Origin of the sequence: Bacillus sp. FSL K6-2861, from assembly GCF_038630725.1 — a bacterium.
Taxonomy (GTDB): domain Bacteria; phylum Bacillota; class Bacilli; order Bacillales; family Bacillaceae; genus Bacillus; species Bacillus velezensis.
This window is the reverse complement of the sequence record NZ_CP152037.1, coordinates 2,732,022-2,751,962: the sequence shown is the minus strand read 5'-3', so window position 1 is coordinate 2,751,962 and position 19,941 is coordinate 2,732,022. Positions and strand designations below refer to the sequence as shown.

Below are 19,941 nucleotides of genomic sequence, written 5' to 3'. Positions count from 1 at the left end.
ATGTCTACTGAACCGATATTTTTCAATCCGGTTTTCAAAGAAAGGATTTGGGGAGGCGCCGCCCTGCGTGATTTTCACTATAATATTCCGTCCGAGCGGACAGGGGAGTGCTGGGCCTTCGCCGCTCATCAAAATGGACAGAGCACAGTTCGAAACGGCATGTATAAAGGATGTACGCTCGGTAAATTGTGGGAGCATCACAGAGATTTATTCGGAAACCTTGAAGGAGATCGTTTTCCTCTTCTTACAAAAATTTTGGATGCGGACCAAGACCTGTCCGTTCAGGTGCATCCGAATGATGACTTTGCCAAAATGCATGAAAACGGGGAACTTGGAAAAACCGAATGCTGGTATATCATTGATTGTGGAAAAGATGCGGAGATCATTTTCGGCCACAACGCAACAACAAAAGAAGAACTGATATCCATGATTGAGCGCGGAGAATGGGACGGGCTCCTGAACAGAGTTAAGGTAAAGCCGGGAGATTTCTTCTTTGTCCCAAGCGGCACTGTTCACGCGATTGGAAAGAGCACACTTATTTTAGAGACGCAGCAAAATTCAGATACGACTTACAGATTGTATGACTACGGAAGAAAAGATGCGGACGGCAGGATGCGCGAGCTCCATTTGGAAAAAAGTATAGAAGTGATAGACATTCCATCTGTCCGTGAACGGCCGACCGTTCAATATAAACAAACAGATGATCTGCTGGCAGCTGTTTTAATAGAATGTCCTTATTTTTCAGTCGAAAAGTGGGATGTAAAAGGTGAAGCAAATCTATTCCAGCATCATCCCTTCCTTCTTGTCAGCGTGATCGAAGGAGACGGAATAATGATTGCAGGCGGTCATGAATATCTCTTTAGAAAAGGAGATCATATTCTCCTGCCTTCCGGTTTGGGAGAATATAAACTGGCAGGCCATGCAAATTGTATTGTGTCTCATCTGTGATCTTCAAAACCCTTCTCTGGCATCAGAGAAGGGTTTCTCATCACTTTTGCAAAAATACCGAAATTTCCAGCGTATCAGTGGTTCGTTCCTGAATTTATTCTCTCAATTTGTATATCTCCCGAGCCATTGATTCAAGTATGTACATAGCGGGGATTTGGGTGGTGATATTCGCATTTTCAACCCATTCTTCCGTCACGTAATATGAAATATTCACATCGGCCATTTTGGCAATGGTTGAATGTTTATGATTTGTAATACTGATGACCCGGCTGCCTTCTTGTTTCAGCTGATTCAGATGAGTCACCGTAGAATCTCCTTCACCTGAAACCGATAATGCGATCGTGATGCTGTTATGACGGAAATGGGAATGGGCCGGAAAGTAAGGATCTTTAATATACATTGAAAGTTTCCCTAAGCACGAAAAATATCTGGCTCCGTATTCGGCGAGAATTCCTGAACTTCCCACTCCGATAAAAATAACGCTTTCTGCATCGGCCGCAAGGGCTGCTGCTTCCTTCAGCTTTTCTTCCATCCCTCCGCTTACTGTTCTTTCAAAAAACTCGGCAACGGAATGATGGGGACTCTTTAAAATCGTTTTTTTATTTGCCTCCGTATACATTTTCAGCTTCACCTTAAACTCCGAAAACCCTTCACAGTTTATTTTTTTGCAGAAACGTAAAATAGAAGCCGTAGATACATGGGTTTCATTTGCCAATTCACGGATTCGCATATAGACGACTTTCTCGCTGTTTAGGGAGATGTAGTTGTATAAAGAAGTTTCAAGCTCGTTAAATGAAGCAATCATTTCGTGTGTGAACATGCAGGGGGATTCTCCTTTTTATGAGAATGGTGAATGTACATCTAATCGTAACATATCATTTTTAAAAGAAACATAGTGTTATATTTATGTGACAAATCACTTTTTGTGTCATTCAAAACAAGACGTCAGCCAATGATTTACGGCGCAAAACAACTGCGGATATAATTCGTTCATACGCTTTATGCATGATCTCTTCAAGGGTCTCTGACAAAAGCGGCCGAAAAAAGGAGGACAATATGAGTATCAAACTGATAGCGGTTGATATGGACGGAACGTTTTTGAATGATGAAATGGCATATAACAAAGAGCGTTTTATGAATCAGTATCGTGAATTAAAATCGCGGGGAATTAAATTTGCCGTAGCAAGCGGAAACCAGTATGCGCAGCTTACATCCTTCTTTCCGGAAATCAAAAGTGAAATCGCTTTCGTTGCCGAGAATGGCGCTTTCGTCGTGAATGCCGGAGAAGAATTATTCGCGGGCAGGATGTCTGAAGACACTATAAAAGCAGTGATCCGTGCTTTAAAGCAGTATGAGGTGAAAAACGTCATTGCCTGCGGAAAAAAAAGCGCGTATATTCATGAAAATGCCGGTGAAGATGAATATCTGCATTCCAGTAAGTATTATTATGTGTTAAAAAGGGTGCCGCATTTTGAAAACATCGATGATGACATTTTGAAATTTTCCATCAGCTTTCCCGCTGAACATTGTTCCGCACTTCTGAGCCGTTTAAAAAACGCCATCGGGTCTTTCGTCACGCCTGTATCAAGCGGGCACGGTGACATAGATCTGATCATACCGGGGCTTCATAAAGCAAGCGGGATTAAGCTTCTCCAGAAACAATGGGGGATGGGCGATGAAGAGTGTGCGGCCTTCGGAGACAGCGGCAATGATTTGGAGATGGTGTCTGCCGTGAAATATGGAGTCGCCATGGATAATGCACATGAAAGCATTAAACAGGCTGCGGCGCATATCACGCAATCAAACAATGAAGAAGGGGTCTTAAATGCGATTGATTCCATCCTCAAATGTGAAAAACCCTTTGTCTGAAAAAGACATTTTAACTGCGGAGGTGCTGAACGATGATTAAATTAGTGATTACTGATTTAGACGGTACATTTTTAAATAATCAAGGCGATTTTGACAGAACGTTATTTGAAAAGACAAAACGAGTAATGGAGGAACAGCATGTCGCTTTCGCCATCTGCACCGGGAAGCAGTGTGAAAGGGTGGAAGCTTTATTCGGAGAAGACGCGAAAGATTTTTGGATTTTAGGAGACAGTGCCACACGTATAAAAAAGAACGGCAAATTCGTATATGAATCTTTGATCAGCAATGAAGCGGGACTGTCAATTATAGGCGCTTTAGAAAAAATCAGCTGCGGGCATAGCATTATCGCATGCACAAAAAATGGCGCGATCGTAAAAGAAAATCTGTCTGAAAGTGAGATGAAATATGTAAATGCCTCTTATGCACATGTAACGAAAATAACTGATTTTACTGAGATAAAAGACGATTTTATCAAGATTACGGTTCATGACCCCGACGCCAACTGTCCGGAAACGAGAGAAAAGCTGCATGAATTTTTTCACCAATTATATATCGTAGCATCAGAGGATACCTGGATGGACATATCAAATATCGGAATACATAAAGGAACAACAGTACAAGTACTGCAGCGATTATTAGGGGTTTCGGCTGATGAAACAATGGCGTTCGGAGACGGCCGCAATGACAAAGAATTGATGGAAGCGGCATCCTACAGCTTTGCGGTTAAGAATGCCATTGACGAAATAAAAGATGCGGCGCACTTTGTCATCAAATCAAATGAGGAAAGCAGCGTCATGCACACGATTATGAGAATATTAGCGCTGCAAAAACAATGATGGGCTAAAATCAATGCGGCAGGACTTATTAGGGAAAGAAAAAGCGGGCTATCCTCAGACTTTAATTCACTCCTGATTTTCCTAAAATATGTTAAAATGAATAAATATCTATATTTGACTCGATTGTATTGGTATAATATGTATAAAATGAATAAAACGGCATAATATCAAGATGAAAAAAATCACTTCATATCAGACAAAAAGTAGGAACTTCCTCGTTTTTAAATAAATTGGGAGGTGTTTGTATTAGCCCGCTGTTGAGTCCCGCGTATATCATTCTCATTTTTCTTCCGGCAGCTTCTTTTCTGTTAGGGATATTAGGGTATTTCATCTTTAAAAAAGTATGGATGATGGTTGTTATTGTCTTCATTTTGTCCTTGATATTCATGTTTATTGTAATAGGTGCCGAACCGACATTTTTCATTTGGGTGGCTATGATGACGGGGAGCTGTTTTGTCTCCGGTTCAATCACTAAGGCGATATGGACTTTTGCAAAGAGAAAATATTAGACAGAAGAATCCTGTTTGAACAGCTATCCTTTTTTTGTCGATTGAAGAAAAAGAAAGATAGAGTTATCCGTTATGTTCTTATATTTTGTCTGTTGTTGTCAGATCGGGCTTTCTGTTAAAAATGTCTGTCTATCGTTTTGTTCTTTTTTAACTAAGCGGAGCACTATAATTGAACTGTAGATACATAGAAAAACAAAAAAGGATAAGGAGGATTTTTATGTTTCAAACCTTAGACCATTTTTTGAAATCTTGGGAGTTCGAAGCCGATGCGACACAGAAACTGCTGAATCATCTGACTGATGAATCACTTAAACAAGAAATCACTTCACAACATTGGACTTTAGGCCGTATTGCATGGCATACTGTCGCTGCCATTCACATCATTACCTCAAACACAGATTTAACGTTTCACGCTCCGGCCGAAGATTATCCTGTTCCTGCATCGGCGCGGTTTATTGCTGAGAGTTATCATCAAGCCAGTAATGCATTTGTACAGGCGTTAAAAACGCAATGGACTGACGATACACTTCAAGAATGTGTCAACTTTATTGGTCAGCAATTGCCAAATGGTTCACTTTTGATGTTTTTAATTCAACATCAAAACCATCATCGAGGACAAATGACTGTCCTTATGAGACAAGCAGGTTTACCTGTTCCGGGTATTTACGGTCCGGCAAAAGAGGAATGGATTAAATTCGGTTTGGAAGCTCCGAAATAGGATATTGTTGTAAGGGCTCGAATGAATAGATGATACCAATCGATGTTGGTATCTTTTTTGTTTTAGTCTTAGAGTGATTAAACCGGTATCCATGACATGCAGACGAATCAACAGTTCAATAGATGTAAATTAAGGTCAATAAATGCAGAAAGGTGATTATGATGATAACTAAAATGACGCGATTCAATATGAAAGACTTCAATAAACCAAACGAACCTTTCGTAGTTTCAGGGAGAATCATCCCTTCATTTGAGGACAATGTTTGGACATATACAGAGGAGAAATTTGCTGAGCCTTATGTCAAAAAATATGACGATGAAGACATTGATGTCAGTTATATTGAAGAAGAGGATAAAGTTGTCTTTTTTTATTACGCAGAGAACGACTGTGTCGGCCGGAGTAAGCTTCGTTCTAATTGGAATGGATACGCACTGATTGAAGACATTGCCGTTGCAAAAGATTATAGAAAAAATGGTGTCGGGACGGCTTTATTGCATAAAGTGATTGAGTGGGCAAAGGAGAATCATTTATGCGGTCTTATGCTTGAAACACAAGATATTAATGTTTCAGCTTGTCATTTTTATGCCAAAAATAACTTTGTCATAGGAGCGGTCGATACAATGCTTTATTCCAATTTTTCAACAGCAAATGAAATTGCGGTTTTTTGGTACTGTAAATTTTAAATATAACAGTATTTGATGTTTCGTCATTTAGCGGGTGTGTGTCGCAAAGTATTCAAAACATCGGCTTGAGGATTTATAATAAGGTATATCAATCAATGCAGGGGGAGTTATGGATGAAGTGCAAAATCCTTTGTTGACCCTGCACTGGGGAAAAATGTCTTGTTTATGATGGGCGTCCTTTGCGGAGGCCTGATATTCGGCACTGCTGCAGGATTTGTGTCTATGGTTCCTTATATGATGAAAGATGTTCACCATTAAGTACTGCGGCAATTGGAAGCGGGATTATGTTTCCCGGAACGATGAGCGTCATCATCTTCGGTTACATTGGAGGATGGCTTGTTGATCGGAAAGGTTCTTTATATGTGCTGACCATTGGGATTGCATTGATGTTTTCCAGCTTTTTAATCGCTGCCTTTTTTATAGATGCGACACCATGGCTCATGTCCGTTATCATCGTTTTTGTTTTTGGGGGGCTCTCCTTCACAAAAACGGTTATATCTACAATTGTGTCTGGCAGTTTGAAACAAAAGGAAGCCGGCGCCGGAATGAGTCTGCTTAATTTTACGAGCTTTTTGTCAGTGAGGGGACGGGTATTTCGATTGCAGGCGGTTTATTATCGATCCGCTTGCTGAATCAAAGGCTGCTGCCTGTTAACGCTGATCATTCCGCTTATACAGTAATATGCTCATTCTTTTTGCAGGAATCGTTGTTTTGAGCTGGCTGGTAACCATGAATGTCTATAAACGTTCGCAAAGAAATGACTAAAAAGGGAAAAGAATCAAACTTGATAAAAGTTTTGATCCTTTTTTTGAGGAGCTTCCTTATTCCGAAACCTTTTGTCGATCAATGAAAGGGGAGTTAAAGTGAATTACATTTATAAGAAAAAGGAAAAGAAAAATGGAAATTGTATCATTTCAATCAGAGATAAATGGGAGAATGCACTTATTGAGTTTGAACAAAAAAATAATCAAATTGAGATCATGATCAATTATCGTAACGAGAAAACAACCAAGTTTTCACTGCCAATCGAGACTTTTGAGAAAGTGTATGAGGATATTAAAAAAGGCCGGAGAGAAAGTTAATCATTCTGTTTGAAAATGACCATGAAGTTCGTAAGCAGTAAAGTTTTAACACGCATCTGGATTCCCTTGGCAAAGAGTAAAGGTTTTTGGGTAGTTGTGTTAAAATTGTAAGAACCTTGTGCAGCGGACAGGGAGTTTCGTTGCTTTATAAGGAGAGGGAACTATGAAAAAAAATATTCACATACTGGGAGCCTCCGGAGTCGGAACTTCAACATTGGGTGTTGCATTATCAAAGCATTTGCCTCATACACATCTTGATACTGATGATTACTATTGGACAGACAAATTCACTAAGAAAAGAGAAATTCCTGAAAGAAGAAAGTTGCTTGAAAAAGACTTGACAATAAATGAGAAATGGATTCTTTCTGGCGCAGTGTGCGGCTGGGGTGATGATCTAAAAAGTTATTTTGACCTTGTCATCTTCTTATGGATTCCGCAAGATATACGGCTTGAGAGATTAAGGCATAGGGAATTTCAGCGTTATGGAAACGAAGTGTTAGCCGGCGGCAGTAAATATGAACAATCAAAAACATTTTTAGAGTGGGCTTCTTTATATGATAATGCTGGAATGGAAGTTAGAAGCAAAGCTTTACACGAACATTGGATGGCAGATTTATCTTGTCCATTGCTAAAAATTGAAGGAGATTACTCAGTCAATGAAAGAGTTGATCGTGTCTTGGATTATCTGAATTCTAATTAAACTAACGGATGGGGATAACTGCAAAATCCAAAATTCAAAGACAGTTCCCTCCATTTTAACGGAGCTGTTTTTTTATACCGCTTTCAGTTTCTCTGTTGTGAAGTGATTTATTTTCGGCAGCATCCCACAATAGAGAAGTGATTTGTTCTTCGTGAGGAAGTTTTTGGTTAAGTTGCAAGAAACGGAACTCCAATGAATAGATACACCCTGAAACCTGTCCAGCCAGCGTTTAAGCTGGTTACCATTGAGTGAAAAGCAATTGCCGCCGGCAAAGACAATACCTGGAATGAAAAGTATTGCAGGGAAAGCTAATTTGGTCATTTACCGTGAAAATACGGAAGGCTTTTACGCTGGCCGAAATATGTATGGCAGGTAACCCCGGAAGTGGCTGTATTGACTGGAGTTTTCACTAAAAAGGCTATTACACGTATTGCGCATGCAGCCTTTCAAAGTGCGATGGAACGCCGTAAGAAGGTTACATGGCTCGGGACTCTTTTTGAATACGTGCCGAGAAGTGGCGAACAATACCCTGAAGTGGATGATTATCATATCGATGCAATGACGGTACATTTAGTTCGTCGGCAGCTTGGGGCTTGCACTGTCAATTAATACAAATGGGAAAGCAGGCAAGGCCCAGGCTGCTCACGGTTCGGCACCTGACATTGCAGTGAAAATATTGCGAATCCTATCGGTATTATACTTTCAACTGCTATGTTGTTTGAATGGCTCAGTACACAGTATCGTGATAAAAAGCTGAAAGAAGCAGCGGAATTAATAGAAAACTCACTTCGGGAAACCGTGAAGGCAGGAATCAAAATGGGAGATCTTGGCGGTCAATCATCAACGTCCGACTTTGCAGAAGCAATTGCAGAAAGGATCGGACGTTAAGGCGGAAAATAAGAGGTGAGAAGCAGATCATCAAAACGCAATAGGACACCTCAATTTAGATTTTCAGTAAGAACGGCTCTGCTCATTAAAAAACTCAATTCGTAGATTAGTGGCATCAATAATGCTGCAGATCGGGTTAGTAACTTAAAGAGGAAGGGATGAGACCCCTTCCTTAAAACCTTCAATTCCTCTAATTTCATTGTAAGATATATTACTTTTTTGAAATGGGTATCCAAATTTCACTTTTAAAAGATGGCGATGTTACATCTTTATGCTCATTCCACAGGATTTCTGGGCCTTCAATTTGTTCATAATGTGACGATGGAAACCATTCGGAATAAATCCGCCCCCATACTTCCTGCAGTGCATCCGGAAATGATCCGGCTGCTTCGAATACAGCCCACGTTGAGGCAGGGACTTCAAGCTGTGATAGATGATTTGGGCAATGTTTCGTTGTGGCTGCGCCAATATAGTGATCAAGCTCTCCGTTTTCCTCTGTCCGGCCGTCAGAAAAGTTCGTGGATGCACTAATGAGTCCTACAGGCGCTGCATTAGAAAGCTCTTTTAGTTGTTTGATTGCTGCTTCATCTAAACTTTCCCACATCGATGCAATGTCAGGATTCACGCCTTTGAACAAAATAGGGACTCTTTTTTTAATGCCGACGATGCGAAATGCCTCTTTTTCTTCAATGCGATAGTTCATTTCATTTCCTCCTTTGATTGATAACTGGAAGGTCATTCGCGGATAAGCTTTAAGTGAATGGCCATTATGTTTAGCTTCTGATGGTCTTATGCCATGCAGATTTTGAAATGCTCGTGCAAAAGAATCTGGTGAGTGATAACCGTATTTTATTGCAAGATCAATCACCTTTACGCTGCTGTCTTTAAGTTCAAAAGCTGCAAGAGTAAGACGTCGTCGACGAATATATTCCGATAATGAAATACCTGTAAGGAAGGAAAACATCCTTTTAAAATGATATTCAGAGCAGAAAGCAAGCCTTGCTGCTTCTTTGAAATCAATATCGTTCGTGAGGTTTTCTTCAATATACGTTAATGCGCTGTTCATCCTTTTAAGCGAATCCATTTATTTGACCTCCTTTCACAAAAGAATAACAGGAGCGAAATGTATCTACCCGACATTTCGTGCACAGTTTTGCAGGATAACTTATATGTAATAAATTAAGTGATTCACCTGTATTTGTACAGATAAAGAAAACACCTCATAACTGCTTTGGGTTGCATAAGATGAAAGAAAGTTATCATTGTTTTATATTGAAAAAATAGAAAAATCCGGAGTTTTCTTGTTGGAGGGGTTTACTATCAATCAATTGAAAGTTGCTTACGCAGAGGTAGATAAAAAATTTTAGTTATGTCGAGAACGGTGTTCACCTTCACTGCTTGTTCAATTAGAGGAAGTGATTCTTCCTTAAGGGAGATCACTTTTTCTTATTCGACGAAAGCAACAGTTTAGCGGAAGAAGGAGAAAAATCAGTTGACTTACTTGAATACTGAATAGGTGTAAAAAGCGGTTATTCATACGGATTGAAAAAGAAGAACACGCAGCAGATTCACTTGCTCTTGTTTGGGGCAAGTGTTGACAACCCTATTACTGGTTTAATTAAAGAAGGAGTATAAAATCTGTATCAATGGTGTTACTAGATATCTGCGACACAGGTTTTATATGTAGGTAACTAATATTCTTATATATGCAACATTGCATTTTTTATTATGCAATAGTTCACTTTATTTCTGCTTTCAATTTTTCGAACCACTCTAAATTAACCAAGTGATGTGAACGGGAATTTTCATTCATACGGCGAAAGTAATCGATTGTGCCGGGAATTTCTTGAGTGATGGACAGGTATTCGTCAAGGAGCTCGATTCGAGTTTTAGTCTGATCGATTTGTGATTGGATCAGATCCAGTAATTTATTTTTGTCGAATTCATCAGCAAAGAGTAACGCCCCATAAAATTGCAGGTTCACATATTCCGATTTGGTGCCGTATTTGATCATTAATTTTTCGAATTCTGCCCTTCCCGAATCTGTGACTTTAAAGTTACGGATTTCACGCCCGCCGGTTGAGGGTTTCTGCTGAATCTGTTCAATCAAACACTTTTCTTCAAGTTGCTGCAGATTGTAATAAAATGAACCTTTCGTGAAGTTAACGATGTACTTGTAATGACGTTTTTCCATTAAGGCCAGAAGTTCATAGCCGTGAGCTCCGGGGTTTTGGATGAGCAAGCCAAGGATAAGTAAGGGAATCATGGTTTCATCACCTTCGCCATCCGCGCTTCAAATTCCGCGTACGTGATTTTACCCGAAGCCAAATCCATACTATGAAGGTAAATCTGTTCTGTTTTAGAATAGTCACCATTCACTTTCAGTGATTGCTCCTCTCCCGAAATGGGTTTCAGGATATGGTACTTTTTCGAAAAAGCCTCGAAATAGCGGTAACCGAATTTGCGTTGTGAAGCTGCGTCTAAATGAATGCCATCAGGATTCGCAGTCAAACCTGCTGCAGTAACAAAATAACAATTCTGTTGTTGATCAGCAAAACGCAGCAATTGTTCATTAACCTGTCGAAATTCAGTCGCGTGCTGTCCAAAACCAGTCTTCCCAAGAAAGTCACCAAGCCCTCCAATAATCAACGGTACCTCATCTAATTCCAACTCGTTTCTTAGCGTCCCGATGATAAGAGTTAATTTCTCGTAATAAGTTTCATGCAGCGAACGATAACTGTCACTCTCACCTTGATGCCAAAGGATTCCGCAAATTTGACTGGATCGGAGGGCGAAGCGGGCTTCGGACAAAGCATGCTGAAAAAGGATGCCTTCCGAATGCCAGTCATTCAATGAACTGCCGCCTTCCGCACAAGGGATCAAGCCAATTTCTTCATCGGGATGAGCTTTCGACCATGCATCTGCAAAAGATGCCGCCAGGCCAACGCCGGAAACCGGACGATCGTAATTAATCGGCTCTGTCATCATCTGCCATTGTCCATTGCGCAGCATTTTTATTTTTTCATTATAGATAGGGTCTACTTCATTCAAAAATCCACGGCCCGCCATATTCGACTGCCCCAACATTAAAAAAGACTTTATCATCTAATTTTTCACTTCTTTACATCAATATTTTAGTCTAATTAGACTATAGTCAATTCAGCTTGTCTTGTAAAGTTTCAACTAGGTTTTATTTTTATTATTAGTATGTATGAAAAGCGCTCCTGTGGCAGCTACACTCGACCTGCCTATACATAAAAACTTAGGGTATGCCTGGATAGTTCCTTATAAGGAAAGGCTCAATTCCAGCTTGGCTACAAAGGGTACATACAGCTTGCCTTGCGAACAGGCCAATATAAGTCCATCAATTTCATACCGATTCATGAAAGCGAATTGCAGAAGTGGAATCCGCTGACTGAGGAGATCGAGATTGATTTTGAAAAACGAGAATCAGATGCGGTAATTGGTTATGCAGCTTATTTTGAATTGATAAATGGCTTCCGAAAAACTGTGTACTGGACAAAGGCACAAGTAGAAAAGCACAAAAAGAAATTCAGTAAGTCTGATGTTGGATGGAAAAATGACTGGGATGCGATGGCTCTTAAGCCTGTATGAAAAGCAGTTTTGAGCAAGTGGGGATTCTTTCTAAAAAGCAGTTATTAATGAAGCAGACAGTTCAGAAATTATCGATTCCGAGCCTTCTAACAAAGACGAACCGGAAAAACGAAGCCTGATATTGAAAACTATGTAAAGGGTGTAAAAGGTGCCTTGAATCATCTGATATACAAAGATGATAGTCAGGTTGTGGATCTGAAAGTAAGCAAGTTTTATAGCGCAGAGCTGAGAGTGGAGATCAAGATAAAAGAGATTTCTGCCTAAAAATAAAAAACACCGAAACGCTTAGCCTCAGTGTTCTTGATATGAACTGGTCCTTCTATCATAACACAGGGGGGCGCTTTGAGTGTACAATCCAAGAGAAATTCAAAAAAGACTTCACTATTCAGCAGAAAATTGACCCAGAAAAGTTCAGATCATTGTTTTAGATGAGAATCAAGGAACTGCCCATGTTTTAGATGCTCCGTGAAACAGTGATTCAAACTGTAAAGGGTAGCTTTGCGCGGGTTGATCATGAGATAGGGTTTAAAATGCATGATAGTTTATTAAAAAGGCACTTTAAAGTGGTTTTGTAGTAAAATAAACAAAAACGCTGGAGGATAGTATGTTTTTAAAGGAATCAGGTGTTGCTTTCTATTTAAGGGTTTTGTCACCTTTAAATGAGTTTATTAAATATTTGGATGATGTTGAAGACAGATTTGAAAAATCAAAAATGCGGTATGAAAATGAAGCAAAAGAATTGAGCCCAGAAATTGAAGAAGATTATTGGGATTATTATATTGATGAATATCATGACTTCAATAGCACATATCCTTCAATTGTGAGAAGTAGTGTATTCACGAGTATATATAGCTTTTTAGAGTACCACCTTATAAGCAGATGTTTAGATAAAGCAATTTTAGACAAAGTTAAGTATGATAGAGGGATTTTTAAAGCCAAAAGTTATTTTAAATTAAGATATAAAAGTAATGAGAAATTTAATGAGTCAGAAATATTCTCGAACAATGTTTGGAATAAAATAGTTGATTATTCTAAGATTAGAAATTGTTATATTCACAATTCAGGAATAATAACAATGATACCAGATGAAACAAAGCAAAAAGAATTAATTCAAATTATTGGAAAAAACAATTATATTGAAATTGATGACCGTGACAGAATACATATACTAAATAGGGAATTTTGCAAAGAATTTCACGAAGTTGTTTACAAATTTATTTGCGATTTGAATGATTTATTATTAAATTTAAAAGATTAAGCCCAAGACGGAGAGCCTGTGGACACTGAACTTATAGTATTATTTACGCTGTTTGTTTAGTGTCGTTTTTATTTGGAAAAGGAGGACCTATTCATGAATCGAAAAGGCATTTAAAATCTAATCAATAGCTATCACTGGATGGTGAAAGATGTTCATCGATTGCAAAGGGTACTTTATGGTTCAACAATTCCTATGAAAAATTAGGGTGTTGCTCAATATGGATTAGAAGCAGCTATGCCAAAAGGAAGTCTTGGGAAGAGTCAGGCTGAGTTGCGACAAATGGATATGAGAGAAGAGCGTCTTTTCAAACGTCTTAAATACTATGAGGAACGAGTATATGCAGTTGAGTTAGGCGCCGGAAAAACCAAAGGAGAGCAACACAAAGTTATTTATGATTGCATGAGGGAGGGGGTGAGTTACCGTGCTATTGGCCTTCACCTTGGCATTTCAAGGGAAACTGTACGCAAAATGAAAGATGAGTTCATCATCCATTTATACCCAGGTTGCTACTTTGAGCGTTTGTTGAATCTGAAAAAACCTGTAGCGTCAAATGCGAATCATTCGCGTTAGAAATAACCTTTCTCCTAACGGAGAAAGGCATGAGCGATTGCAATCAAAATAGCGACTGCAAACTCTCGGGAAATTTTGATGTGGATTTCCATAACCACACCCCCCTCTAGGCGAGTAAGGATTTCGACTTGGTCGGATTAACCGTGAGAGCCGCGCCCACCTAGCTTACTAAAGCTTGAAATAATTTTAATATAAAAAAGGATCTGTGTAATGCATAATCGTTCGACAAATTCTGCACAATGTTCTTTGTCATAATCTCTTGCCGATATTAAGGTAGGAGGTGAAAGCATGACAAGAACAATTAATGTTAATCAACAACATTTGTTAGAATAGTTAGCATGCGGATCGGTAAACCGTCAATGTACAATAGAAGCTCTTATTGATATTCTCATCGGCAAAAAGGTATTTACAGAAGAATTCGTTAAATACCAAATGCACCATTTAGAACATTCAGCTGATGAGCATTCTGCGGAGCTTTTAGGTATCAGTAAGGAAGATTACATCAAGAGCAGAAAATAAAGCATCCTGTAGGGTGCTTTTTTGTCGACAAATTTTGCAAATGGTTCCATTATTATTGTTTTTCGTCGATAATAAGATGGGAGATGAGTAAAATGGAACAAATATTTGAGTCTTTTCTTGAAAGTGTACCTTATACATATTTCACTCATTTGAAGGCTTTTAAAGATTATCTGAGACATTTAAAGGTCACTGATGATACAATTATAGATTTTCTCCAAGGTGTTAGAACAGAAAGGATAATTGATTCTTTAAAATTCAATATTGAAAATCGATCACAGAGCAAGAAAAAAATTTTAAAAAAAGAAACTGCTTATATGTATAGTGTTGTTATAAAAAAATTTTTTATGTATCTCCAATCTGAACATTGTATCAAGAACCTCGACTTTGAAAGAGAGTTAAATTTATCAGCTAGCAATCATTCATCATATAGATATAAAATGAATGAATTTATCTCAAACAACTCTATATTAAAAGACAGTAGCGGTTTTAATACATTACTTGAAGAAGAGGTTAATGATCTCATTAAGCAATGTGATGAAACATTAAATTCAGATGATATATATATAAATGCCTTTGAAGAGAAAAGATATTTTAATAAATTTAGATCAGCAATAATCATTAAATTGATAATATTAACTGGGGTACGCTATGAAATAATTTGCAACTTGAAAAAAAATAATCTAGACCTTAAATATAACAATTTAAAGATAAATGATTATTCTGTGCCTTTACCTAATAATTTCAGAGATCAATTTGAAAAATATTTAAAATTAGCAAATGAACTTACTTTTAAAAAAGATAACGATTTTTTACTTATTGAATTTGAGGGAGAGCAATTAAAAAAGATTACAGCTGATACGGCTAACTTCTTAAAGAATAGTATAGATAGAAGTGATTTAAATGGTCTAATAAAATACTCCGTGGTAAATATGTTGAAACATGAAATGAATGAACACGTAATAAGGAAGTTAACCGGAATTGGAACTAAATTTTATGAGCAGTGCCTCGAAGAAGTTGTTGATCTAAATAAGGACAATAGACACTTAAACTCTATTTTTATGTCAATGGCTTCTTTTAGTACTTTATAAACTAGATACCTCAAAGGGTATCTTTTTTTGTACTTTTTAATACTCAGAATATGCAATTTAGTCAACGTAATGAATTGAGTTGTTTTAGAAATTAGCTTCCAAAACAACTCAATTCAAAGGAGGCAGCGGTGGATGTAGATGGCAGAAAAGAACATTCAAGCGCATAAAGACTACCTTAAAGGTATGAAATGCAAGGACCTTGCCGAGAAGTACGGAGTGTCAGTGAACACCATTAAATCGTGGAAACAACTGACACACTTGAAAATAACATCGAACAAGAAGTCGCATACAGATGCGACTTCTATCAATTTCTAATTAATAGAAAGTAACCTTAAGAAAAAAATTAAGGACTTGCAGCCCTATAGCCGTATAAACAAATTTAATCGCTCATAATATGTCATCAAACTTAGCATACTCAATATGGATTCCAATTTAGGAGTTTAAGAGCCATTGATGTGCTCATAAATATCTTTCACACCTACCGGACAGTGGGCGAGTAAAATACGTCACTATGCATATGCTGTATTTTTTCCCAGTTGGCGGGATTGGCTGTATCAAAAGAGCGGTGCTCCAGAATGGCTTGATATAGGGCGGTTTTTTGTTCCAAATGGGCAATGTGCTGTTTGGCTTCTTCGAGCTGGGCGAGCGCATCTTCTGCATATAGAAAGCAGGGACTGAGGTATGCCTGTGAAGGATTTTCTGAGGAGCTTTTTAGAGCGTCCCGCGTTGAATCGTTTGAGAGAGGACCAAGTTAAGGACTTATAAGTCAAATCATTTGATACCAAAATGCAGTAACGAATGAGAAAAATGATTTTCATAACTGTCACATCTCTTTTTCTATATTCTGACTTTATTGATTCTGAGTCACCGGTGGATATTATGCCGGCTGAAGTGATTTCCGTTTCATCTATTGAAATAAGGCATAATGGAAATGACAAATTAATAATACCTGCTGATTTGATTATTATTCCTAAACGGTGGCGCTCTGGAGAAGATGAAGGACTGAAAATGGGTGGGAATTTGATGGTTGTCTCCTTAAAGGGCGGGCAATCATTTTTTATTCTCGATAAAATTTATGATAATAATCCTGAAAAAATAAATAATTGTAAAGACCTAATCTATGCTATAGAATAACTATAATATTTTGAAAATTTCATCCGAGGTGGGTTATGAAAACTATTGGTCTTATTGGCGGAATGAGTTGGGAATCTTCAGCTGAGTATTATCGAATTATCAATGAAGAAATAAAAAAGAAGTTAGGAGGGCTTCACTCGGCAAAATGCCTTTTATACAGTGTTGATTTTAAGGAAATTGAACATTATCAATCCATAGGAGCTTGGGATAAAGCAGGTGAAGCTTTAGGTCAAGTTGCAAGATCATTAGAAAAAGCAGGTGCAGATTTTATTGTAATATGTACAAATACTATGCATAAAGTTCTTGGATATATCCAAGAAATGATCACTATACCTATTTTGCATATTGCCGATGCAACTGCAGAACAAATTATTAGACAAGACATTCGCTCAGTAGGATTGCTAGGTACTAAATATACGATGGAACAAGATTTTTATAAATCACGTATTGCGTCTCATGATATTAATGTCATTGTTCCTGATGATGATGAAAGAGAATTGATAAATAATATTATTTATCAAGAACTGTGTCTGGGTGAAATTAAACAGTCTTCCAAAAACATTTATAAGAAGATCATAAATAATTTGGTGGATAGAGGAGCAGAAGGAATCATTCTTGGATGCACTGAAATTGGACTATTAGTAAAGGTAGAGGATTCAGAGGTGCCATTATTTGATACGACTTTAATCCATGCTCAAAAAGCAGTAAATAAATCCCTTTCGATTTCTTCTTAGAATGATTATTTCTTATATTTTAAAACCGCTCTTTAGGAGCGGTTTTTATTATGGTTCATTCAATCAATAAATGGAGGAACGTTATAGGAGTGATCTTATCATGCCCCTTTCCTCAGAAATTGAATTGATGATATTGAAGATGACAGCGAAGTTATAGAGCCCTCCAAACCTACAAAATTGATTTTGAAAATGGCCGTATGACAAATGAATTCATCACAGGCCTTGACGCGATTAAACAGTTTGTATATTTATCCCTTCATACTGAGCGCTACGCATATTCTGTTTATAGTCATGATTGAAAAAGATAAAATAGGAAAAGCCGGGATGTCAGATCCGGCTTTTCGCTCACTTTCCCTTCTTCTTCCGCTTCTCCTTCTCCGCCCGATAAAACTCATGAAACATCTTCATCAATGCGCGTTTTTCAATCCGCGACACATAACTCCTTGAAATGCCGAGCTCCTTTGCGATCTCGCGCTGCGTTTTTTCTTTTTTTAAATCAAGCCCGAAGCGGCCGACGATGACTTCTTTTTCGCGGTCGTCTAAAATATCGATATATTTTTTGACCTTTTCAAGTTCCATGTTGAGCTGAATGGTGTCGATCACATCTTCGCTTTCCGACTTGAGGACATCGATCAGGCTTATTTCATTCCCTTCTTTATCCTGGCCGATCGGATCATGAAGGGAGACGTCTTTTTTCGTTTTTTTCAATGCGCGCAGATGCATTAAAATCTCATTCTCAATACATCGTGCGGCATATGTGGCAAGCTTCGTGCCTTTTCCGGCTGAGTAGCTTTCAATTCCTTTAATCAGCCCGATTGTACCGATGGAGATCAGATCTTCCGCGTCCTCTCCCGTGTTTTCGAATTTTTTCACAATATGGGCGACTAAACGGAGATTATGTTCGATCAGCATGTTGCGGGCGTGTTCATCTCCTTCAGCCATAAGGTCTAAGTATTTTTTCTCCTCATTATTTGAGAGCGGTTGTGGAAAGGCATTATTTTTCACGTATGATACTAAAAACACAAGTTCTTTCACAATAAACCCGAGCGCTGCAAAAACACCTGTCACCGTCCTCACCTCCACAAAGTTATGTAGGCAAAAGCCTATATGTAACTGTATGTGGCAGTCAGGCTGTTTGTGTCTGTACAGGGAAATTAATCAAAGGCAGGTTTTATTTCTTACAGCCTCTTGATTTTTGCTGATTGAGCCTGTATATTGTTAAAAAAAGTAAGGGTGAAAAAAATATAACGAAAAGCGCTGAAGAGACGAGTAGACAGATATCATTCATGACAGAGAGCTCCGGGAGCTGTGAAGGAGTATGAATGGATGTGTTGAAACAAACCTCTTAGCTTCGCATCGGAATCATGAAACACGAGGATGATGCGGCGGATACTCCTGTTACCGAGTAAGCTTTGTACCCGGCTTAGGCCGGCACCAAACCGAATTGAGGTGGCATAGCGGGCTGTTTCCCGTCCTCAAGACTTTATTGTCTTGAGGGCGTTTTTTATTTTTAAGGGAGGGATAAGATGAAAAACCTGAAGTCTTGGCGGTACCCGATGCTTCTGTTAACCGGAATCGGGATAGCAAATATTGGTGAATGGATTTATTTTTTGTCTCTTAATCTTATTGTTTTAAAAGAAACGGGGTCTGCTTTTGCGGTTTCCATCCTTTATTTAATCAGGCCTGCGGCTGTTTTGATGACAAATGGGTGGGCGGGCAGCATCATCGACCGGTGTAACAAACGAAATATGATGATGTCGCTTGATTTCATCAGGGCTGCATTCATTGCCGTTCTGCCGCTGATGTTTACTGTACGGTCTTTATTTTCCATTTATTGTATCGTGTTTTTGATTCAAATGGCCAATGCGATGTTTCGTCCGTGTTCCATGGCGTATGTGACGATGCTTATTCCGGCTGAAAGGAGAAAACGATTCAATTCACTAAGGGCTTTGTCGGAATCAGGGGCTTTTCTCCTCGGGCCGGCTGCGGCCGGGCTGCTTTTTATCGCCGGCACGCCGATTTTTGCGATTTGGGTGAATGCGGCGGCTTTAGTGCTGTCCGGTTTCATTACGATGATGCTGCCGAACCTTGAAAATGAGCCCCACGTACATTCTCCCGCACAGAAGCTTTCTTTGGCAGTGTACAAAGAAGATTGGAAGCTCGTCTATCGCTTCAGCCGCACGGCGCGAAACGTCATGATCATTTATTTTTTATTCAGTCTGGTCATGACCGTTATGCCATCCGCGCTTGATTCGCTTGAAGCCGCTTTTGCAAAAGAGGTTCTTCAGCTGACTGATGCCGATTACGGTTTTCTCGTCAGTGTCTCAGGGGCAGGCATTATTGCGGGGGCGCTTGTCAATGTGTTCTTTAATAAAAAAATGCCGGCTTCTTTATTGATGGGAATGGGCTCTTTATTCACAGCGGCCGGATATATGATTTATGCGTTTTCTGACGTTTTTTGGACGGCTGCTTTCGGATTTTTCCTTCTCGCTTTTTTTCTGGCGTTTGCCAATACAGGCTTTCTGACGTTTTATCAAAAGAATGTTCCGGTGGACATCATGGGGAGAGTGGGGAGCTTTTATTCATTAGTCGAAGCCGTCTTCATTATAGTGGTAACGGCGGTTTTCGGAGCGGCGGCTGTCAGTTCTTCCGTCCGCGGCATCGTCATCGCAGGGGCTGCTGTTATGCTGGCGTTGGCAGCCGTTTTATGGTCGTTCTTATTTGCGGCCTCAAAAAGGAGGACTCCCGATGTATTTCAAGCGGATCAATGTAAACAAACATAAAGAGACG

17 protein-coding genes, 10 pseudogenes and 1 other annotated feature are annotated in these 19,941 nt (G+C 39.0%); of the genes and pseudogenes, 21 read left to right on the top strand and 6 right to left on the bottom strand.

All coding sequences use genetic code 11. From position 1 onward, the window contains the following. A complete protein-coding gene (manA, locus tag NYE62_RS13575; RefSeq protein WP_342496997.1) occupies positions 1–948 on the top strand; it encodes a mannose-6-phosphate isomerase, class I in 948 nt (315 codons plus the stop codon). Positions 949–1,042: 94 nt separating this feature from the next. Here the strand turns inward: manA and NYE62_RS13570 are convergent, their stop codons facing one another. Beyond that, positions 1,043–1,768 carry a MurR/RpiR family transcriptional regulator gene (locus NYE62_RS13570; RefSeq protein WP_144663957.1) on the bottom strand — a complete coding sequence of 242 codons (726 nt, stop codon included), beginning with the start codon at positions 1,766–1,768 and terminating at the stop codon, positions 1,043–1,045. Between the two features lie 236 nt (positions 1,769–2,004). Between NYE62_RS13570 and NYE62_RS13565 the strand changes: the two genes are divergently transcribed. The 9 genes and pseudogenes from NYE62_RS13565 to NYE62_RS13525 all read left to right on the top strand — a co-directional run. Further along, positions 2,005–2,817, top strand: a complete 813-nt coding sequence (locus NYE62_RS13565; RefSeq protein WP_144663958.1) for a Cof-type HAD-IIB family hydrolase — start codon at positions 2,005–2,007, stop codon at positions 2,815–2,817. Positions 2,818–2,849: 32 nt separating this feature from the next. Further along, positions 2,850–3,653 (top strand): HAD-IIB family hydrolase, encoded by an 804-nt coding sequence (locus NYE62_RS13560; protein ID WP_342496996.1) that lies wholly within the window; start codon positions 2,850–2,852, stop codon positions 3,651–3,653. Between the two features lie 230 nt (positions 3,654–3,883). Next, positions 3,884–4,162 carry a DUF2651 family protein gene (locus NYE62_RS13555; protein ID WP_342496995.1) on the top strand — a complete coding sequence of 93 codons (279 nt, stop codon included), beginning with the start codon at positions 3,884–3,886 and terminating at the stop codon, positions 4,160–4,162. Between the two features lie 217 nt (positions 4,163–4,379). Further along, positions 4,380–4,880, top strand: coding sequence for a DinB family protein (locus NYE62_RS13550; protein WP_012118046.1), 501 nt, complete (start codon positions 4,380–4,382; stop codon positions 4,878–4,880). Between the two features lie 161 nt (positions 4,881–5,041). Then, positions 5,042–5,563 (top strand): streptothricin N-acetyltransferase SatA, encoded by a 522-nt coding sequence (gene satA, locus NYE62_RS13545; protein WP_032870506.1) that lies wholly within the window; start codon positions 5,042–5,044, stop codon positions 5,561–5,563. A 129-nt stretch (positions 5,564–5,692) separates the two neighbouring features. After that, positions 5,693–6,328, top strand: a pseudogene (locus NYE62_RS13540) (MFS transporter); the annotation flags it as partial. 98 nt (positions 6,329–6,426) lie between these two features. Next, positions 6,427–6,645 (top strand): hypothetical protein, encoded by a 219-nt coding sequence (locus tag NYE62_RS13535; RefSeq protein ID WP_144663960.1) that lies wholly within the window; start codon positions 6,427–6,429, stop codon positions 6,643–6,645. A gap of 163 nt (positions 6,646–6,808) precedes the next feature. After that, on the top strand, positions 6,809–7,345 hold the full coding sequence (locus NYE62_RS13530; RefSeq protein WP_032866675.1) for an AAA family ATPase: 537 nt from the start codon (positions 6,809–6,811) through the stop codon (positions 7,343–7,345). A 259-nt stretch (positions 7,346–7,604) separates the two neighbouring features. Further along, a pseudogene (locus NYE62_RS13525) lies at positions 7,605–8,233 on the top strand (isocitrate/isopropylmalate family dehydrogenase); the annotation flags it as partial. Positions 8,234–8,444: 211 nt separating this feature from the next. Here NYE62_RS13525 and NYE62_RS13520 read toward each other — a convergent pair. From NYE62_RS13520 to NYE62_RS13510, 3 genes are all read right to left on the bottom strand, one after another. Continuing rightward, on the bottom strand, positions 8,445–9,317 hold the full coding sequence (locus NYE62_RS13520; protein WP_144663961.1) for an AraC family transcriptional regulator: 873 nt from the start codon (positions 9,315–9,317) through the stop codon (positions 8,445–8,447). Positions 9,318–9,971: 654 nt separating this feature from the next. Next, the gene (locus NYE62_RS13515) at positions 9,972–10,499 is read right to left on the bottom strand and encodes a PadR family transcriptional regulator (RefSeq protein WP_144663962.1); all 528 of its coding nucleotides are present in this window, start codon (positions 10,497–10,499) and stop codon (positions 9,972–9,974) included. Further along, complete coding sequence (locus NYE62_RS13510) at positions 10,496–11,338, bottom strand: sialate O-acetylesterase (RefSeq protein WP_144663963.1); 843 nt, start codon at positions 11,336–11,338, stop codon at positions 10,496–10,498. The genes NYE62_RS13515 and NYE62_RS13510 overlap by 4 nt, the downstream gene beginning before the upstream one ends. Before the next feature lie 112 nt (positions 11,339–11,450). Here NYE62_RS13510 and NYE62_RS13505 point away from each other — a divergent pair. The 7 genes and pseudogenes from NYE62_RS13505 to NYE62_RS13475 all read left to right on the top strand — a co-directional run. Further along, positions 11,451–11,984 (top strand): annotated as a pseudogene (locus NYE62_RS13505) (recombinase RecT); the annotation flags it as partial. Next, positions 11,957–12,112, top strand: a pseudogene (locus NYE62_RS13500) (RusA family crossover junction endodeoxyribonuclease); the annotation flags it as partial. The pseudogenes NYE62_RS13505 and NYE62_RS13500, both read left to right, overlap by 28 nt. Before the next feature lie 82 nt (positions 12,113–12,194). Further along, a pseudogene (locus NYE62_RS13495) lies at positions 12,195–12,423 on the top strand (XtrA/YqaO family protein). A 29-nt stretch (positions 12,424–12,452) separates the two neighbouring features. Beyond that, positions 12,453–13,106, top strand: coding sequence for a hypothetical protein (locus tag NYE62_RS13490; RefSeq protein WP_342496994.1), 654 nt, complete (start codon positions 12,453–12,455; stop codon positions 13,104–13,106). Between the two features lie 138 nt (positions 13,107–13,244). Then, positions 13,245–13,676, top strand: a pseudogene (locus tag NYE62_RS13485) (sigma-70 family RNA polymerase sigma factor). Positions 13,677–14,287: 611 nt separating this feature from the next. Next, positions 14,288–15,283, top strand: a complete 996-nt coding sequence (locus NYE62_RS13480) for a tyrosine-type recombinase/integrase (RefSeq protein WP_168985065.1) — start codon at positions 14,288–14,290, stop codon at positions 15,281–15,283. A gap of 138 nt (positions 15,284–15,421) precedes the next feature. Continuing rightward, a pseudogene (locus NYE62_RS13475) lies at positions 15,422–15,532 on the top strand (phage terminase small subunit-related protein); the annotation flags it as partial. Between the two features lie 229 nt (positions 15,533–15,761). Here the strand turns inward: NYE62_RS13475 and NYE62_RS13470 are convergent. Next, positions 15,762–15,938 (bottom strand): annotated as a pseudogene (locus NYE62_RS13470) (MerR family transcriptional regulator); the annotation flags it as partial. A gap of 152 nt (positions 15,939–16,090) precedes the next feature. On the opposite strand from NYE62_RS13470, the pseudogene NYE62_RS13465 reads away from it, so the two are divergent. The 3 genes and pseudogenes from NYE62_RS13465 to NYE62_RS13455 all read left to right on the top strand — a co-directional run. Next, a pseudogene (locus tag NYE62_RS13465) lies at positions 16,091–16,357 on the top strand (phage portal protein); the annotation flags it as partial. A gap of 95 nt (positions 16,358–16,452) precedes the next feature. Next, on the top strand, positions 16,453–17,151 hold the full coding sequence (locus NYE62_RS13460) for an amino acid racemase (protein WP_020955347.1): 699 nt from the start codon (positions 16,453–16,455) through the stop codon (positions 17,149–17,151). 100 nt (positions 17,152–17,251) lie between these two features. Next, a pseudogene (locus NYE62_RS13455) lies at positions 17,252–17,447 on the top strand (DUF2634 domain-containing protein); the annotation flags it as partial. 49 nt (positions 17,448–17,496) lie between these two features. On the opposite strand, the gene sigK reads toward NYE62_RS13455, so the two are convergent. After that, entirely contained in the window at positions 17,497–18,219 is a 723-nt protein-coding gene (gene sigK / locus NYE62_RS13450) for an RNA polymerase sporulation sigma factor SigK (RefSeq protein WP_007408248.1), read from the bottom strand. A gap of 180 nt (positions 18,220–18,399) precedes the next feature. Next, positions 18,400–18,631 (top strand) — a binding site (T-box leader). Positions 18,632–18,677: 46 nt separating this feature from the next. Between sigK and NYE62_RS13445 the strand changes: the two genes are divergently transcribed. Next, positions 18,678–19,934: an MFS transporter gene (locus NYE62_RS13445; protein WP_144663965.1), complete on the top strand. Its 1,257-nt coding sequence runs from the start codon at positions 18,678–18,680 to the stop codon at positions 19,932–19,934. The last annotated feature ends 7 nt before the right edge of the window (positions 19,935–19,941 follow it).

Coding starts and splice junctions, on each gene's coding strand:
- manA (WP_342496997.1), top strand. CDS start 1: ATGTCTACTGAACCGATATTTTTCAATCCGGTTTTCAAAGAAAGGATT.
- NYE62_RS13570 (WP_144663957.1), bottom strand. CDS start 1,768: ATGTTCACACACGAAATGATTGCTTCATTTAACGAGCTTGAAACTTCT.
- NYE62_RS13565 (WP_144663958.1), top strand. CDS start 2,005: ATGAGTATCAAACTGATAGCGGTTGATATGGACGGAACGTTTTTGAAT.
- NYE62_RS13560 (WP_342496996.1), top strand. CDS start 2,850: ATGATTAAATTAGTGATTACTGATTTAGACGGTACATTTTTAAATAAT.
- NYE62_RS13550 (WP_012118046.1), top strand. CDS start 4,380: ATGTTTCAAACCTTAGACCATTTTTTGAAATCTTGGGAGTTCGAAGCC.
- satA (WP_032870506.1), top strand. CDS start 5,042: ATGATAACTAAAATGACGCGATTCAATATGAAAGACTTCAATAAACCA.
- NYE62_RS13530 (WP_032866675.1), top strand. CDS start 6,809: ATGAAAAAAAATATTCACATACTGGGAGCCTCCGGAGTCGGAACTTCA.
- NYE62_RS13520 (WP_144663961.1), bottom strand. CDS start 9,317: ATGGATTCGCTTAAAAGGATGAACAGCGCATTAACGTATATTGAAGAA.
- NYE62_RS13515 (WP_144663962.1), bottom strand. CDS start 10,499: ATGATTCCCTTACTTATCCTTGGCTTGCTCATCCAAAACCCCGGAGCT.
- NYE62_RS13510 (WP_144663963.1), bottom strand. CDS start 11,338: ATGATAAAGTCTTTTTTAATGTTGGGGCAGTCGAATATGGCGGGCCGT.
- NYE62_RS13490 (WP_342496994.1), top strand. CDS start 12,453: ATGTTTTTAAAGGAATCAGGTGTTGCTTTCTATTTAAGGGTTTTGTCA.
- NYE62_RS13480 (WP_168985065.1), top strand. CDS start 14,288: ATGGAACAAATATTTGAGTCTTTTCTTGAAAGTGTACCTTATACATAT.
- NYE62_RS13460 (WP_020955347.1), top strand. CDS start 16,453: ATGAAAACTATTGGTCTTATTGGCGGAATGAGTTGGGAATCTTCAGCT.
- NYE62_RS13445 (WP_144663965.1), top strand. CDS start 18,678: ATGAAAAACCTGAAGTCTTGGCGGTACCCGATGCTTCTGTTAACCGGA.